Source organism: Sporosarcina sp. P3, assembly GCF_002743415.1.
Lineage (GTDB): Bacteria > Bacillota > Bacilli > Bacillales_A > Planococcaceae > Sporosarcina > Sporosarcina ureae_A.
Genome location: NZ_PDZE01000021.1, coordinates 1 through 16,393 on the forward strand (window position 1 = coordinate 1; position 16,393 = coordinate 16,393).

The 16,393-nt window shown below is 35.8% G+C and carries 14 protein-coding genes; 12 read left to right on the forward strand and 2 right to left on the reverse strand.

The window, feature by feature from the left end; translation table 11 throughout:
• The coding region (locus CSV61_RS15950) for an isocitrate/isopropylmalate family dehydrogenase (protein WP_255408218.1) at window positions 1-701 on the reverse strand (701 nt) is incomplete at its 3' end.
• A gap of 602 nt (window positions 702-1,303) precedes the next feature.
• Here CSV61_RS15950 and CSV61_RS17390 point away from each other — a divergent pair.
• From CSV61_RS17390 to CSV61_RS15985, 8 genes are all read left to right on the forward strand, one after another.
• Entirely contained in the window at window positions 1,304-1,381 is a 78-nt protein-coding gene (locus CSV61_RS17390; RefSeq protein WP_369824407.1) for a hypothetical protein, read from the forward strand.
• A gap of 407 nt (window positions 1,382-1,788) precedes the next feature.
• The gene (locus CSV61_RS15955; protein WP_099640035.1) at window positions 1,789-2,574 is read left to right on the forward strand and encodes an enoyl-CoA hydratase-related protein; all 786 of its coding nucleotides are present in this window, start codon (window positions 1,789-1,791) and stop codon (window positions 2,572-2,574) included.
• Window positions 2,575-2,649: 75 nt separating this feature from the next.
• Window positions 2,650-3,843: a CaiB/BaiF CoA transferase family protein gene (locus tag CSV61_RS15960; protein WP_083034740.1), complete on the forward strand. Its 1,194-nt coding sequence runs from the start codon at window positions 2,650-2,652 to the stop codon at window positions 3,841-3,843.
• Between the two features lie 17 nt (window positions 3,844-3,860).
• Entirely contained in the window at window positions 3,861-4,937 is a 1,077-nt protein-coding gene (gene dctP / locus CSV61_RS15965) for a TRAP transporter substrate-binding protein DctP (protein WP_083034741.1), read from the forward strand.
• A 76-nt stretch (window positions 4,938-5,013) separates the two neighbouring features.
• Window positions 5,014-5,532, forward strand: coding sequence for a TRAP transporter small permease subunit (locus tag CSV61_RS15970; RefSeq protein WP_083034742.1), 519 nt, complete (start codon window positions 5,014-5,016; stop codon window positions 5,530-5,532).
• Window positions 5,533-5,565: 33 nt separating this feature from the next.
• Window positions 5,566-6,885 (forward strand): TRAP transporter large permease, encoded by a 1,320-nt coding sequence (locus tag CSV61_RS15975; protein ID WP_083034743.1) that lies wholly within the window; start codon window positions 5,566-5,568, stop codon window positions 6,883-6,885.
• A gap of 49 nt (window positions 6,886-6,934) precedes the next feature.
• Window positions 6,935-8,122 carry a CaiB/BaiF CoA transferase family protein gene (locus tag CSV61_RS15980; protein ID WP_233193661.1) on the forward strand — a complete coding sequence of 396 codons (1,188 nt, stop codon included), beginning with the start codon at window positions 6,935-6,937 and terminating at the stop codon, window positions 8,120-8,122.
• A gap of 764 nt (window positions 8,123-8,886) precedes the next feature.
• Complete coding sequence (locus CSV61_RS15985) at window positions 8,887-9,267, forward strand: CorA family divalent cation transporter (protein WP_099640037.1); 381 nt, start codon at window positions 8,887-8,889, stop codon at window positions 9,265-9,267.
• A 135-nt stretch (window positions 9,268-9,402) separates the two neighbouring features.
• Here CSV61_RS15985 and CSV61_RS15990 read toward each other — a convergent pair whose 3' ends face one another.
• On the reverse strand, window positions 9,403-10,479 hold the full coding sequence (locus tag CSV61_RS15990) for a tartrate dehydrogenase (protein WP_099640038.1): 1,077 nt from the start codon (window positions 10,477-10,479) through the stop codon (window positions 9,403-9,405).
• Window positions 10,480-11,033: 554 nt separating this feature from the next.
• Here CSV61_RS15990 and CSV61_RS15995 point away from each other — a divergent pair.
• From CSV61_RS15995 to CSV61_RS16010, 4 genes are all read left to right on the forward strand, one after another.
• Complete coding sequence (locus CSV61_RS15995) at window positions 11,034-12,941, forward strand: hypothetical protein (protein ID WP_099640039.1); 1,908 nt, start codon at window positions 11,034-11,036, stop codon at window positions 12,939-12,941.
• A gap of 1 nt (window position 12,942) precedes the next feature.
• Window positions 12,943-13,791 (forward strand): hypothetical protein, encoded by an 849-nt coding sequence (locus CSV61_RS16000; protein WP_099640040.1) that lies wholly within the window; start codon window positions 12,943-12,945, stop codon window positions 13,789-13,791.
• Window positions 13,781-14,542, forward strand: coding sequence for a hypothetical protein (locus CSV61_RS16005; protein ID WP_099640041.1), 762 nt, complete (start codon window positions 13,781-13,783; stop codon window positions 14,540-14,542). Before CSV61_RS16000 ends, CSV61_RS16005 begins: the two co-directional genes overlap by 11 nt.
• 302 nt (window positions 14,543-14,844) lie before the next feature.
• On the forward strand, window positions 14,845-16,299 hold the full coding sequence (locus CSV61_RS16010) for a DUF262 domain-containing protein (RefSeq protein ID WP_099640042.1): 1,455 nt from the start codon (window positions 14,845-14,847) through the stop codon (window positions 16,297-16,299).
• Window positions 16,300-16,393: the final 94 nt, after the last annotated feature.

Consider the following 16,393-nt stretch of genomic DNA (forward strand, 5'->3'; position numbering starts at 1 on the left):
AACCGTGCGGGATCTTTAATCATCAACATCGCAGCCGCATCGACCAAATAACTCGCCGTCTCCACATGTGGATACTCTTGACTCACTTCTTCAAATACTTGATCCCAGAAAACCATCGAATAATTCAATGCATTCGCTTTACTAATACTAGTCAACGTCTTCCCAAGAGCCGAAGCCGTCTCAAATGCATAGCGAATAATCCGCTCCGTCCCCTTACGAGAAAACACCCCCGTCTGTAACACCACTTCTTCGGGCTTGCCTTTAAACAACCAATCACCAGCGCCTGCGTATTCGCCTTCATTATTCTCTCGGATGAACAACATATCAATCGTTTTCTTCGTTCCGTTTTCAATAGGACAAGGCGCACCGTTCAACAACTGGATCGGACGGATATTGACATATTGATCGAACTGCTTGCGAATGATTAATAGTAGGTCCCATAACGAAATATGGTCAGGGACGCCAGGGAATCCGACAGCGCCTAAGTAGATTGCGTCAAATTTGGATAGTTGCTTCATCCCGTCACTTGCCATCATCTTTCCGTGCTCTTGGTAATACTCGCAGCCCCATGGGAAGTAGGTGAATTCGAAGGAGAGTCTTCCGTCTAGATCGGCTACACGTTTCATTACTTTGATGCCTTCGTTTATTACTTCTGGGCCGATTCCGTCTCCGGAGATTACGGCTATTTTGTAGGGATTCATGTGGTCACTCTTTTCTATGCATTAATCAGTGTATGTTATTAGATTATCATTTTAAAAGAGTAATGTATCTACAATCAGAAAAACTAGGTGGTAAGAAATTGAATTAGAGTTCTAATGTTAAAAAAACTACATATGATCAAGAGATTAAGCTGTTTGAATTAACCTAATACTTTTACAGTACGTAGGTATAGATATTATTTTTGGATTAAATTTAAAATCCTTATAAGAAAGTATTAAAGCAAGAGTGGTATCTGCTATGACGATTTTAAATTCAATAGAGTTGTTTATTACATAAAGTTGGTCATCCTAAAGTAAAGTAATTATTAACATGACTAAGTAATAAATGACTAAGTTAATAGTATATTTAGGAAATACACATGTGAAAATCGGTGATTCTTTACTGACTCAATTTCATGTAGGTTAAATTCCTTGCTAGAGATTAAGCGATTTGAAGAATATATTCCAAGCAATTAAAAAATAAAACGCCTGAGAAACGAATTGAAATAAGGAACAATGACAGTCAGCATGTGCTGGAAGCATTCTTGGTATGGCTCAAAGAACAACGGGATATTGTCGCTCCATAAATCGCAACTGAGTCTGCCATCTCCTATACGCTAAAACAATGCCCTAACATGACGACGTTCGTGAAAGATGGCCGTATTGAGATCGACAATAATTGAGCAAAACGATCAACAAAGCCTTTTGTAATTGGTAAAAAGAACTGGCTGTACACAGTCTCATAGAGACAGCAAAAGAGAATGGTATGAATACCTTCTTCTACCTACCGTTCAATTTCGAAGAACTCTATCTACGTAATTTTGAAAAAATCGAGGCATTTGAAGAGTTAATGCCTTGATCGAAGACCTTACCAAGGAATTGTTATATTCAGTCAAAGAAATAGAAAATGTCTCGAAAAATCGATTATAGGATTCTTTGAGGCATTTTCATTTATGAGGAACAATGTGTTCATTATTTGACGCTTACAATCATAGGATTCTTCGAGGCATTTTATTATAAGTAACAATGCGTTCATTGTTTGACGTTTACCTTAATAGAGTAGAAAGTAATTTTAAGAGGGGGATTTTCCATGAATAATGAGGACATGTTTATTGAAAAGAAAGGCACCATAGCTACTCTAAGCTTTAATAGAGTTCAAAAAAGAAATGCATTAAATTTAAACACTTGGAAACTTATACCTAGTTTGCTGAAAAGGCTTGAAGATGATGATGAAATTAAAGTGGTTATTTTAAGGGGGAAAGATAGTACAGCGTTTGCTGCCGGAGCAGATATTAGTGAATTTGATGAGTTTTTAAAAGATGAAAATGCGTTAAACGATTTTGATCTTAGCGTCGAAAAAGCCGAGGCGGCTTTACAGAATTTTCCTAAGCCTATTATAGCAATGATTCAAAACTATTGTATTGGTGGTGGGTGTCAAGTAGCGCTAGCTTGTGATATGAGATTTACCTCTGATAATGGGGTATTTGGTATTACCCCTGCTAGACTGGGAGTTATTTATGGGTTAAATGCAACAAAAAATTTAGTGGATACTGTGGGACCTTCAAGGGCAAAAGATATTCTATTTTCAGGACGATTTTTACATGCAGAAGAAGCATTAAGGATAGGATTAGTAGACAAAGTCTATCCTGATGATGAAATTATTGTGAAAACTTATGAATATGCGAATCTGCTAGCCAGCAAAGCACAAAAGTCTATTAAAGGTTCCAAGAAAATTATTAAGATTATACTTGATGATTCCACTATGAATAAAAGTGAAGTAGATTCACTAATGAAAGATGCATATGAATCTAAAGATTTTAAAGAAGGATACACTTCATTTATAGAGAAAAGAACACCTAATTTTATCGACATATAAAAAATGAATTAAAATCAAATATTCATAAAATTTTTAATACCAACTTATACTATTTTAACGGATAGGAGTGTTCCCATGCAGCCTCTTAAAGGCAGGAAAGTTATTGATTTGACTCAAGCATTAGCAGGACCTTTCTGTTCAATGGTCTTAGCGGATTTAGGAGCAGAGGTAATTAAAGTTGAAAAGCCAAAGATAGGGGATGATTCTAGGAAGATGGGTCCTCCTTTCATTGAAGGTGAAAGCGCTTCCTTCCTTGCTGTAAATCGAAATAAAAAAAGCGTTTCTATTGATTTACAAACTGAAAAAGGGGTTGAAGTTTTTAAACACCTTGCAAAAGATGCAGATATAGTTATTGAGAACTTTAGACCAGGAGTAGTTGATCGTCTAGGAATTGGCTATGAATCTATAAAAGAGATTAATGAGAAAGTTATTTATTGTTCAATATCTGGTTTTGGACAAACTGGACCCTATAAAAACAAGGGTGGATTTGACATAATTTCGCAAGCATTTTCAGGAATTATGAGTACAACAGGAGAAGAAGACGGATTACCTGTAAAAGCAGGTATTGCCGTTTCGGACTCTGTGGCAGGGCTCACAGCTGTTTACGGTATTTTAGCTTCTTTAATACAAAGAGATAATACAGGAACAGGACAATATTTAGAAACATCTCTTGTGGAATCAACACTTGCAATTTGTTCTTGGGAATCAGCATATTACTTTGCAACAAAAGAGACACCAAAAGCATTAGGCTCTTCGCATCGTCTAGCTGCACCTTATCAGGCTTTTAAAACAAAAGATGCTCATATTATTATAGGTTGCGCGAATCAGAAATTATGGGAGGAATTTGCCAATACGCTGGGTAGAAAAGATCTTCTATGCGATCAACGTTTCAAAGATAATTCAAAACGTGTTGAAAATATGAAGATTCTACAAGACATTATTGAAAATGAATTAAGTGTTAAAAGGTCTGATGAGTGGCTAGATATATTAGATAAGGCTGGCGTTCCAAGCGGTCCTATTAACAAATTCGACCAAATTATTGAAGATACTTACCTGCAGGAAAGAGATATGATTATTGAAATGGAGCACCCAAAACTAGGGAAAATTAAAAATATAGGGAACCCTATAAAATACGAGAATTCTATTGAAAGAGATAATCGACCTGCTCCTTATTTAGGAGAGAACACGGAACAAGTTCTACAAGAAGCAGGATATTCAACCGAAGAAGTTCAAGAATTACTTTCAACAAATATTATCTATAAAAATTAAAAAAGGTGGAGAATAAGATGACCTATCGAATAAAGAAAAGTGTAGCCTTTTTATTGACACTAATTGTTATCTCATCTTTAGCTTTATCTGCATGCAGCAAATCTTCAAGTAATAGTGCTTCTACTGAGGATGATTCAGACAAGCCGGTAAAATTAAAACTTGCCCATCAATTTGCTTCTGTCACAGATGGAGAAGGGGACTACCGATCTTTATTAGCAGATAGGTTCGCGAAAGAAGTAGAAGAGAGAAGTAATGGAAGTATACAAATTGAAGTATATCCAGCCGACTCTTTAATGAAGGGTAAGGAGCATTACAGCGCCCTGCAAAAAGGAAGTCTTGATATGGCTGTTTATTTACCTTTTTATGATGCTGGTAAAGTAAACGAATTCAGCATATCTTTGATGCCCGGAATTATTAAGAATAGTGCAGAGGCATGGAAATGGCCAGGTTCAAAAATTGGTGATGAAGTCGAAGGTTTATTGGATAATAACGGTATTAAAATGCTTGTTTGGACTTGGGCACCAACTACATTAGCGACAAAAGGAAAAAAAGAAAACGTCGTTAAAGAGCCAAGCGATCTTAAAGGTTTAAAATTAAGAGGTGCAGGAAATGATTCTGAACAAATGTTCGAAGACTTGGGTGCTGGAATTGCCAGCATGGCATCATCTGAACTGTACAGTGCTCTACAAACTGGCGTATTGGACGGGACTCTCACGTCTTATTCTTCTTTTATGTCTTATAGACTTTTTGAAGTAGTGGATAACTTTTTATATCCTGATGATAACGCTATTATGTATGCTTTAATGCCGTTAGTAATAAGTTCCGATGTCTATGACAATAAATTAAATGAAGAACAAAAAGCAATAGTTGACGAAGTTTCTGCAGAGCTTCAAGAATGGGTTATAGAGGCTGTAGAAGAAGATAATTCTCAAGTTGTACAAACCTTCAAGGACAACGGTGTGAATGTATATGAAATTTCTCCGGAGGAATCGAAAAAATGGTTTGAAGCAGCACAACCTACTGTCGAAAAGTTCGCCGAGTCTTCTGAAGAGGCGAATAGATTAATTAAGGCTGCTCGAGAACTTAATGAATAATTTGTGAGTATGTAAAGGAGAATTACAGCAATTGCTGTTTCTCCTTTCATTCCTAAGAAAGTTAGGAGGAATTGTAATGACAAACAAAAAAAAGTCTTTAAGCTTTTATGATAAAGTCACTCGATTTAGCGAATTCGGGGCTTATGTCGGAGGTTGCTTGATTCTTTTGGCCGGCTTCTTGATAACATACCAAGTGGCTATTCGTTACTTCTTTAAATTACCTACAACTTGGGAGCTTGAATTAGCAAGTTACTTACTAATTGCAGCTACATTTTTCGCTTCGTCATCCGCATTGCATCACAATGCCCATGTTAATCTTGACATTATCACTTCAAGTATTAAAGAAAAGCCCCGCGACCTTCTATATATCATCATGGGGATTTTAGGCTTGATTTTTTCAATAGTAATGGTTGAAAGAGGAGTCCAACTATGGTTAGAAGCTTATCATCAGAATTGGAGATCAGGAACTTCGTGGAATCCTAAACTAATTTATCCGTATCTAATTATTCCGATAGGCATGACTTGGTTTGCTATTCAGTACTACGTAGAAATTTACAGAAAGATACGATCACTATCATCAAAGGATCCTGAATGAAAACATATTAAATGTTGAAGGCGAGGTTTGAAAATGAGCCCTTTTTTAGTCGGATTACTTATTGCAACTAGTGTAATAGTTTTGATGTTATTAGGGATGCCTATCTTCCTTAGTCTTGGTATTGTGGCTACAGTAACTATGCTTTTACTGGGACCCTTACAGTTCGATATGCTCGGCGAACAATTTTTCTCTGCTCTTAACGGCTTCGAATTGTTAGCAATTCCTTTATTCATTTTAATGAGTGCTTTTTTTGCGAAATCAGATGCAGGAAAAGATTTATTTGAATTAGCATACCGATGGTTCGGAAAAATTCCAGGTGGCTTGGCAATTGCAAATATATTCGCTTGTGGAGTATTTTCAGCATTGTCTGGTTCAAGCCCCGCAACAGCAGCAGCGATCGGTGGTATGGGAATCCCAGAAATGAGGAAAAGAGGATATCCAGGAGAATTTGCCGCAGCTATCATTATTGCTGGCGGGACCTTAGGCATTTTAATCCCTCCTAGTATCACCATGATTATCTATGGTGTTGCAGTTCAAGTTTCAATAGGAAAGTTATTTTTAGCAGGTGTTCTTCCAGGAGTCTTACTTATTTTTTTATTCTCCGTATGGGCAGCGATATACTGGATAATTTGTTGTAAAAAGTCTGGCGCAAGACTTTCTGATTTAGATGATCTTCAAATTGATTTTTCTTGGAAAGAGAAATTTGAATCGCTCTTTAAGGCATGGCCATCAGTATTATTAATTATATTAATTATCGGATCTCTTTACTCCGGAGTAGTGACGCCAAGTGAGATAGCTGCCCTGGGTGCTGTTGTGACATTACTAATTGTATTGTTATGGTATAGAAGTTTGAATAGAAAGAGCATTCAGGAGATCTTGACAAGTGGCGCACGTGAATCGAGTATGATATTGCTTATCGTAGCCGGAGCACTACTACTAACCTATCCAATTAGTTATCTTCGTGTGCCTCAAGCAATTACTGAGAGTTTGATAACTCTAGATATATCAAAATGGTGGATATTTATCATTATCAACATTGTTCTATTAATCTTGGGTATGTTCTTACCTCCCGCTGCGATTATTGTAATGGTTGCACCTATACTCGCTCCCCTTATTCATGGGCTTGGTTTTGATCCTATATGGTTTGCGGTTATCATGACTTTAAACATGGAAATTGGTTTAATAACCCCACCTGTGGGACTAAATTTATTTGTAGTAAAACCGTTGGTTCCAGATATAACCTTTACAGAGATTTTCAAAGCAGTTATACCCTTTATAATCATTATTGTAATAACTATTATATTAATTTGTATTTTCCCGCAAATTGCTTTATGGCTCCCAAGTTTGATCTAGTAATGATAATTCTTAGAGATATAAATATAAAATTATAGGAGGAATGAAAATGCCTTTGCAAGGAATAAAAATTATCGATTTAACTAGAATTTTAAGTGGACCTTATATAACGATGACTTTAGCTGATTTAGGAGCTGAAGTAATCAAAATTGAAAGTCCAGAGGGTGATGATACTAGGCAATGGGGGCCACCGTTCATTGGTGAAGATAGCACATACTACCAAAGTATAAATCGAAATAAAAAAAGCTTAGTACTAAATTTAAAAACCGAAAAAGGTAAGGGGATTTTTTTAGACTTAATAAAAGATGCAGATGTTGTAATTGAGAATTTCAAACCTAAAACAATTGACAAGTTAGGTATTGGATATGATGTTTTACAAGAGTATAACCCACGTATCATCTTGGCTTCAATATCAGGATTTGGCCAAACAGGACCATATGCAGAAAAGCCTGGTTACGATATTTTAGCTACTGGGATGGGTGGCTTTCTCTCGGTGACCGGAGAACCAGATGGACCACCAGTAAAAGCTGGATTCTCTATTGCAGATCTTGGTACAGGAATGTGGGCAGGGTTCGGCATCTTAGTTGCATTATGGAATAGAGAGAAGTCAGGAGAGGGCCAATGGGTAGATTTATCTTTGTTAGATACAATGGTATCATGGCAAACTTATATTGCTTCTAATTACTTTTCAACTGAGAAAAATCCAAAGCGGTTAGGTGGAGCCCATCCTAATATTGTACCTTACCAGATCTTTGAAGCTTCTGATGGACACTTCGTCGTTGCAGTTGGAAATGAAATAATGTGGAAGAAGTTTGTAGGTAAACTAAATTTTGACGCATTACGAAGTAAAAAGTTTGAACTGAATAAAGACCGTGTCGAAAATCGGGAAGAATTAATTTTAATTTTAAATGATATATTTAAAGATAAACCCAAAGAAGAATGGATTAAAACTTTTGAAAGTATTAATATTCCAAGTGGTCCAGTAAATGAAATATCTGAAGTGTTTAGTGATCCACAAGTTATTGAAAGGGAAATGGTATATGAAAAAGAAGATCCTGAAACTGGGCCAGTAAAGTTTCTTGGCACACCATTGAAATTTTCTAAAACACCTTCTAAATTTAAGAATTTCCCGCCTAAACTTGGAGAGCATTCAAATGAAATATTAAAACAGTTAGGATATACAAATGAAGAAATTGAAAAACTGGAACAGGAAGGAGTAACGACAATCTGTAAATAAATTGATTCATTTTAATAAGTGTAGAGCATCTATTGTGCTTTTTGATTGAAAGCTGGAATTCATCAAGTTACTGACTAAACCATTTATAGTGTTATAGCCTGGCATGAAAATGAAAAGGTTGTTTTTAACAAATATTTACACAGCTTCATTAAAGAATTAACGAAATTATTAAATTAGTCGCTTAGCATGAATTTATTTAATACATTAGTGATTCTAGGTGATTGAAAAAATAGATTATTAGATGCAATCATAAAAGCGTAAAACTATTTTTTATAAAAACTATCTACCGTGAATGAAAGCCTTTGCATATGGAAATGTGCTAATTAAAGATAGAATCGATTTTTGGAGGGACATGTATAGGCGAGATAATTTACAAAAAATTATTGATTTCTATAGGAAACCTTTTAACTGATTGTATGTGCTTGCACTCCGTGGAAATGCGTGCAAGCATTTTTTGTTTACCTAGCGTGAGCCATAATGAGGTAGTGAAAAATAAGTTCGAAATAAAAAAACTATCTTTTTTATTCGACGCGCAAATAGCCTTATTGCTTCGAATTTTAAAGCATAAGAATTTTTCCTGTAAGTGAGCTGGGTTTATGATGACTATTGCAGGAACACAACTAATAAATCATGATCTTGCGGGAATGAAGACTATTCTTCGATGTACAGCCTTTTTAATAAAGGTACCTGTACACGAAAATTTCATGAATGTTTAAACATTAACGTTTGTTTCCCACACAGGTACTGTTTTATAAGAAGCGACAGTGGAAGCGTTCGGGGACAACGTATTGGAAGGGTATTTCTACAAGCGGACCTGTCGGCGTATCCGACGATGCCACCAGACGATCCAAGAATACAACGAAGAAATAGGGCAACTGATCGATCTCGAATCTATCATTTCCTCCCACCGTGGCAACGAAATCGTCAAAACATTGACCATCATCTCCATGCTCTTTACACCCGTCGCAGCTTGGGGTGCCTTATGGGGAATGAACTTCAAATTCATGCCCGAACTCGACTGGAAATACGGCTATCTCGGAGCCATCCTCGTCATCCTCCTGTCCACGTGGAGTTTATATTACTACTTGAAGAAGAAAAACTGGATCGGCAACGTGTTGAAAAGCTCGAAGGATAAGAATTTTTAGTGTGGCGGATCGCCGGGTACCTCTTCCAAGTAACCAAGTGGAAGTCAGCCAATCCCAAAAGTACAAGTGCTATCCTAAAACGGAATAGCACTTGTAGTCATTTGATAGGCAAGTACATCAAATATTTATATTAAGTCACGACACATACTTCGATTCAATCAATTCCACAATCGCATCTCCAACCTCGATAGTCGAAGCACTACCCCCTAAATCAGGAGTCAACGCAGACTTCGATACCAATAACTCTTCAATCGAATCCAGCAACAACTTCCCGAGATCTTCAAATCCAAAGAAATCGAACATTTGACTAGCCGACCAAATCGCAGCTAACGGATTCGCAATGTGCTGACCCGCTATATCAGGAGCGGATCCGTGAATCGGTTCGAACATAGAAGGGTAGGTCTTCTCAGGATTAATATTCGCCCCGGCAGCCAGTCCCATCCCGCCAGCAAGTGCGGCCCCTAAATCCGTCAAAATATCACCAAACAAATTAGACGTCACCACGACTTCAAACCGTGCGGGATCTTTAATCATCAACATCGCAGCCGCATCGACCAAATAACTCGCCGTCTCCACATGTGGATACTCTTGACTCACTTCTTCAAATACCTGATCCCAGAAGACCATCGAATAATTCAATGCATTCGCCTTACTAATACTAGTCAACGTCTTCCCAAGAGCCGAAGCCGTCTCAAACGCATAGCGAATAATCCTCTCCGTCCCTTTACGAGAGAACACCCTCGTCTGCAACACCACTTCTTCGGGCTTGCCCTTAAACAACCAATCCCCAGCACCCGCATATTCACCTTCACTGTTTTCCCGAATAAACAGCATATCAATCGTTTCCTTCGTACCGTTTTCAATAGGACAAGGCGCACCGTTTAACAACTGAATAGGGCGGATATTTACGTATTGATCGAACTGTTTTCGAATGATCAATAACAAATCCCACAACGAAATATGGTCGGGTACGCCAGGGAATCCGACAGCGCCTAAGTAGATTGCGTCAAATTTGGATAGTTGCTCCATCCCGTCACTTGCCATCATCTTTCCGTGTTCTAGGTAATATTCGCAGCCCCATGGGAAGTAGGTGAATTCGAAGGAGAGTCTTTCGTCCAGTTCAGCTACGCGTTTCATTACTTTGATCCCTTCGTTTATTACTTCTGGGCCGATTCCGTCTCCGGAGATTACGGCTATTTTGTAGGGGTCCATGTGGTCACTCTTTTCCGTGTGATTGTTTATTCCTTATTAGAGTATCACTTGGAAGTGCTACTTCACAGGGGTAATCTCAACGGACTCAGAAGAATTGAGAGAGACTAAGCGATAACAATATAAAGTCCACATTTATAAATAATCACGCTAAGCGTCTGATATGTTGAAGTTAATAGATAGGGGAATTCAGCAAAATTTATGTGTGAATACTCAATCGCTTGATTTCATAATCAGTAGGATTAGACTTTACTAAGTTGGATACCAAATGACGACAAACCGTAACAAATAATATAGAGATAGCTGGTTAGCTATTAAAAATCCTTAATACCTTTCTCTCGTAATGCTAGCATTGGATCATCTCTTTAGTAATTCTTTTATACTCAATATAATCTAATGGCTTCCCGAAACTTGTACTTTATAGAAGGATTCATTTTACTGCAATCTAACAATATTGATCCTCCTTACCTATTGTTTTATACTATTAGTATAATGAATTATTCTATTCAATTAGATTGATGGTTTATTAAATTAGTGAATTTGCATGGGGTGTAAAAATGACATATTGGAACTTTTCTCCTATACCGAATATAGAAGAATCAAACTTTAACAAAATACTGGAACGGTTTTATAACCTTAAAATATCTGGTCTTATTCGTGAGAACTTACAAAACTCTCTTGATGGAAGATTGTTGGAATCAAAAGACCCTGTAAGAATAATAATCAAAACGGGAATGATAAAGAGCAAAAATGTTCCTGGGATCGATGAGGTGATTAGTCGAATACATAGTTTAAAAGGTCGAAATAGTTATACGACTGAAGCGATAAACCATATGGTCAAAATGGCAAAAGAAGAGGAAGTTCACTACATATCTTTCGAGGATATTAATACTAGAGGACTGTCGGGGGCAAAAAATGGTCAAAGTGACTCGATTAAGGATACTTGGGCTATTTATGCCTATAACAAGGGTGTCCATTCTGAAGAAGAGGACGAGGCTGTTGAAACATCCAGAGGTGGATCTCATGGAGTTGGTAAAATAGCTTCAAATGCAGCTTCGGATTTGAACGTGATGTATTTTGCCAACTGTGATGAATTTGGAGAACAACATTTGGGTGGAACAGTACAGCTGATTGAACATGAGTATCAGGATCAAAGCTATCGTTCAACAGGATACTTCGCAAAGTTAGAACGTCTTGAAACAGAAAAAAATAAAACGAAATTCTATCCTTTTAATAATAATTTCGATGAAGTATTTGAGAAGAAGACACGCGGTTTGAAAATCATAATTCCTTTTTTAAGAAAAGAATATAGTGACCAACGTGAAATTATTCGAAGCGTTTGTGATAGCTTTTTTGTATCTATTATACTCAACAAATTGGAAGTGGATGTAAATGGTAAATTAATTAATGCTTCTACTATAGAGGATTACGTAAAAGATCCCGAGTACTACACACAAAATATAGCGGATATGAAAAACGAATTTACTCCGCTTTATGTTAATACATATTTAAAAGAAAAGCCAAAAGAGATTAGTGTGTCAGACGGTAAAAAAGATTATACTTTTAATCTCTATTTTAGATACGACGAAGAAATACCCAAAGGTCGTGTAGCAATAGTTAGAACGATTGGAATGAAAATTGAAGATAAAAAGGTTAAAAATAAAGCTAATCAGCCATTCAATGCTGTGTTAATAGGTGGAATGAAAGAAGATGCTTATTTAAAATCACTAGAGAATGAATCGCATACCGAGTTATCGGTTGATCATATGAAAGATCCTGAACTTCAAAAACGTGCGAAACGATTCATTAACAATTTATCTAGAGAAATAACTATTATCCTGGATGAAGCTATTAGAGAACAGAATCCTACAGATGGGAAGATGGATACTAAGGATATTTTGTATGTGTCTGAAATTCAATTAAAGAAAGAAGTATCCAAGGCAATGGGTGCAGTAGTTATAGATAAGAAGAAACCAGTTATTAAAGTACAAGATGATTCGTTGCCACCAAATGAAAAGAATACCAATAAAGGTGAGAGAAAAAGGAAGACGCCTGATTTGATCAAACCGGTCAGAAGAGATACTGCAGCGGGTGATGACGTGGATACTCCAGAAGAGCAATCGTTAAGTTTATATACAGTCCATCCAAACACTGTAGAGCGAGTAGTAATAGGTGATAAAGAGATAGTGCGCTTTAATTTATCCAGTAACAAAGACGTAAAAAAAGCATCTATCTGTAATGTTGGGATATCCATTATTGATGGTATGGGAAAAGAATACAGAAATGCATTTCGATTAGATGAAAATTATAGCGAAGTCCACGATAAATTGGCAAATGCTAAATGTTCTTTGAAAAACAATAAAATTAATAAAGTGACAATCAATCAAGGTGTAGCTGAATTAACATTTAAATTAAAAAGTGACTATAACCGAGCGTTGAAATTTGTTTATTACGTAGAGGTGTAAAATGATATACAAAAAAGATGCTAATTTTCCTTATCCAGTGTTAACGAATACGTCCAATAGTTATGAGAGTGGCGGATTTACGTTAAGTGTAGATCTAAAGGAAAATACCGATAACTATCGTTTTAATATTGAGCTTGAAATTGAATCGGACTTTTTAAGAAAATTGCTTTCTACTAGAAAAGCTAAGCTCTACCTTGTGGTTCAATCAAAAGACAATAAATTTTACGAAGTGGATCTAAATACAAAGTTTATAGATATACCAAAGAACAGAATATCGATAAATAATCGAACATCACTTCAAATGAGTATTCAATCAAAAGAAGAGATATCGTTTGCTTATAATAATGATATTAATAGTTTCTTTAAAGAGTTTAGGGAAGATATAGTAGTTTCACGTTACGCTATCCTAGGCTTTTCGAATACAGTTATTTTTGAAGGAAGCTCATCAAAACCGTTTGATCTGTTTGAAAGAAAAGTCAATCCAGCGCTATCATCTGCTATCAAAATAGAGTTGGGTAGTGAGACAATCATTATTCATTATCGAGATGCGGATTTACAGTTTGTTGGCTTGCCGATGAGTGGAAATTTTAATAATCCTTACATCTACATGGGGCTTCAAAAAGCGTTATCTCGCTTTATTGGTAATTATGGCGAAGATGGTCAGGTATATATAGAAGATGTAGATTTACCAACTGATCAATTGGATGCAAAATTGTATAGACTCATGAAAGCGAAAATGGTGGTTGAATTAACATCTGAAACTATTGATGACGCAATTTATAATATCTCCGACAAAGTAATTGAGAAGTATGCATTAGCGGTAAAGGGGTTGGCTACGAGTGGAGATTAGAATATTAGAAAAGGGTTATAAAAAGAATCCAGAGTTTTATCAAGACTTTTTAGATGATAAGATCGTAGATAAGGATGAATACTTTTCCGACGAAACAGTGAATATACAATTTGCACCGGAATTTCCTTTTTACATTGCAAAAAAGAATGACGCACAACGAAAAGTATTATTTTTAGAAGCATTCAATACGATTGAAGAATATTATCTATCCAGCGATAGAGATTTACACTTAGATGAACAGTTTTGGCATTCCCTGTTAATCTTGAAGAAACGAGATTTCTTATTGCAAAAGTATCCGGAGATTAAAGAAAGTGTAGAGAACTTTAATAACATAGTGGTGAAAGACTTCGACTGGGAGAACTATATTTATAAATCAGTACTAGCTGCTGAATACATCTCTGATATGGTGGCCGATGAGAAAGAGCGACAGCGTTATTATGAAATTATTATAGATAACTTGGATCTATACAATTATATGATTAAGTATGAAGTTTTCAGAAGCAAGCAATTTGTATTTAATATTTTAACAATTGTAGATGAACTAGGAATTTCAAGTCTATTAAAGAAAAAAATTATAGGTCGTAGTGATTTGGCAACTGATACAAGAATTGGGCGACAAGTTTTGTTTGAGTTTAATAAGAACTATCCTGTCGTGATGTCTCCGATGATGGAGAAAGAAGAGTTGAAGGAATTATTTGTGGAGTACCTGGGGTATTATACAAGCGTTGAGCAATTAAGAGCTCTTGTTTGATAGTGATGCTAGTATGTATTTATTAAGTTATTATTTATCGTTGTAATTATATGCAATGAAAAACAACCTGAATTCATAGAAATTAGGTTGTTTTATTATGGTTTCAGTTTTATTGCTTGCCGCTATAAATGTTGGAACGTCAGTATTTATTGTAAGTGCATTATATCATTGGTAGTCTAAGAGCAATAGTTGATATAGAGAAACTAATCATTAACCATAATACTACATACAAAAAAGGGGGTATGTTTACTAAACATGGTTTCAATCTTAACCACCAATTAAAAACAAAGGAGCTACTACAAATGAAGCAAACTTTAAACGCTAAAGAAATGCCTTTATATAAAGTGTTTTCTGATGACTATCTATTTACAATCCCAGCAGTTCAGCGTCCTTATTCATGGACGACAGAGGAAGCGGGAGATTTATTAAATGACTTGGTTGATTATATAAATCGAAATGATATTACAGAGGATAATATTGATACAATTAACGAACCCTATTTCCTTGGTAGTCTAGTGCTGGTTAATACCGATAAAAATAAGTATGAGGTTTTGGATGGGCAACAACGATTAACTACTCTGACCATATTGTTAGCTACTTTAAGAGATTACCTGTCCAATGATTATGGAAAGTTTATTAAAGTAATGATTAGACAAGAAGGTAATAAATTAATTCAGACTAAAGATGAAAATCGCATAGAGTTACGTAAGCGCGATCAAGACTTTTTTCAAAATTATATTCAAACTGATAAAGGTACATTGCAACTTAATAAATTCCTTATTGGCAAAACGGATAGTCAAAATATAATCCGTGATAATGCATTGTATTTCATTGATCAGATTAATGTGCTGGATCCAAATATAGTGCGTGCACTTCCAGGTGTAATAGCTTCTTTATGTTATATGGTCATAGTTTCGACATATAACTTTGACTCTGCATTTCGGATTTTCACTGTGCTGAATGACCGAGGACTGGATTTGCTCGAAAGCGATATATTTAAAGCTAGGGCAATAGGCGACGTACCTCAAAGTGAACAAGAAGAGTATACAAAAAAATGGGAAGAAGTAGAGGTAGCGTTAGGTCGTGATCGGTTTAATAAACTATTTGACCACATCCGGATGATCATACAAAAACGGAAAGGAAGTTCCAATTTAAAAGACGAATTTGAAAAAATATTTGAAACAATGGATGGTAAACATTTTATTAACGATGTTTTACTACCGTATAGTGAAATATATATAAATCTAATAGACTTTCACACGCAATACAGAGAAAATCCAGAAATGATAAAACTTTTGAGTTTAATGAACCGAATAGAGAACTCTGATTGGATACCACCCGCGATGTTTTATATACACCACGATAATACTCATACACAACAGTTTTTGGAACGTCTTGAAGCCCTAGCAGCAACAGCGATGATTTTGAGAAGAAATTTTAACTGGAGAATGTCTAAGTATGCAGCAATTCTTAAAGAGATAGATAGCGGGTTAAATGTATTTAGTAATAACTCAAGTTTGGTTATTCCATTAGAAGATCGGAAAAGTATCATTGAACTGCTAAATGGAGATGTATATCTCGAACTAAAAGATTCGATTAGAAGATATATATTATTACGATTGGATTCACTGCTGTCTTCTGGACAACCTTTTTACGATCAAAAGATTATAACTGTTGAGCATATTTTACCGCAAAATCCAGCACCAAATAGTATATGTGTAAACGTTAAACTAGATTCAACAGCTTTCAACAAATAAGAATCAACAGTTTTCCAATATAAATCTACTTTCTATATACTGAAGCTAGTCTATAGAAAGAGAGGAATAGGAAGTGGAAAAGTGGATGGTTTAC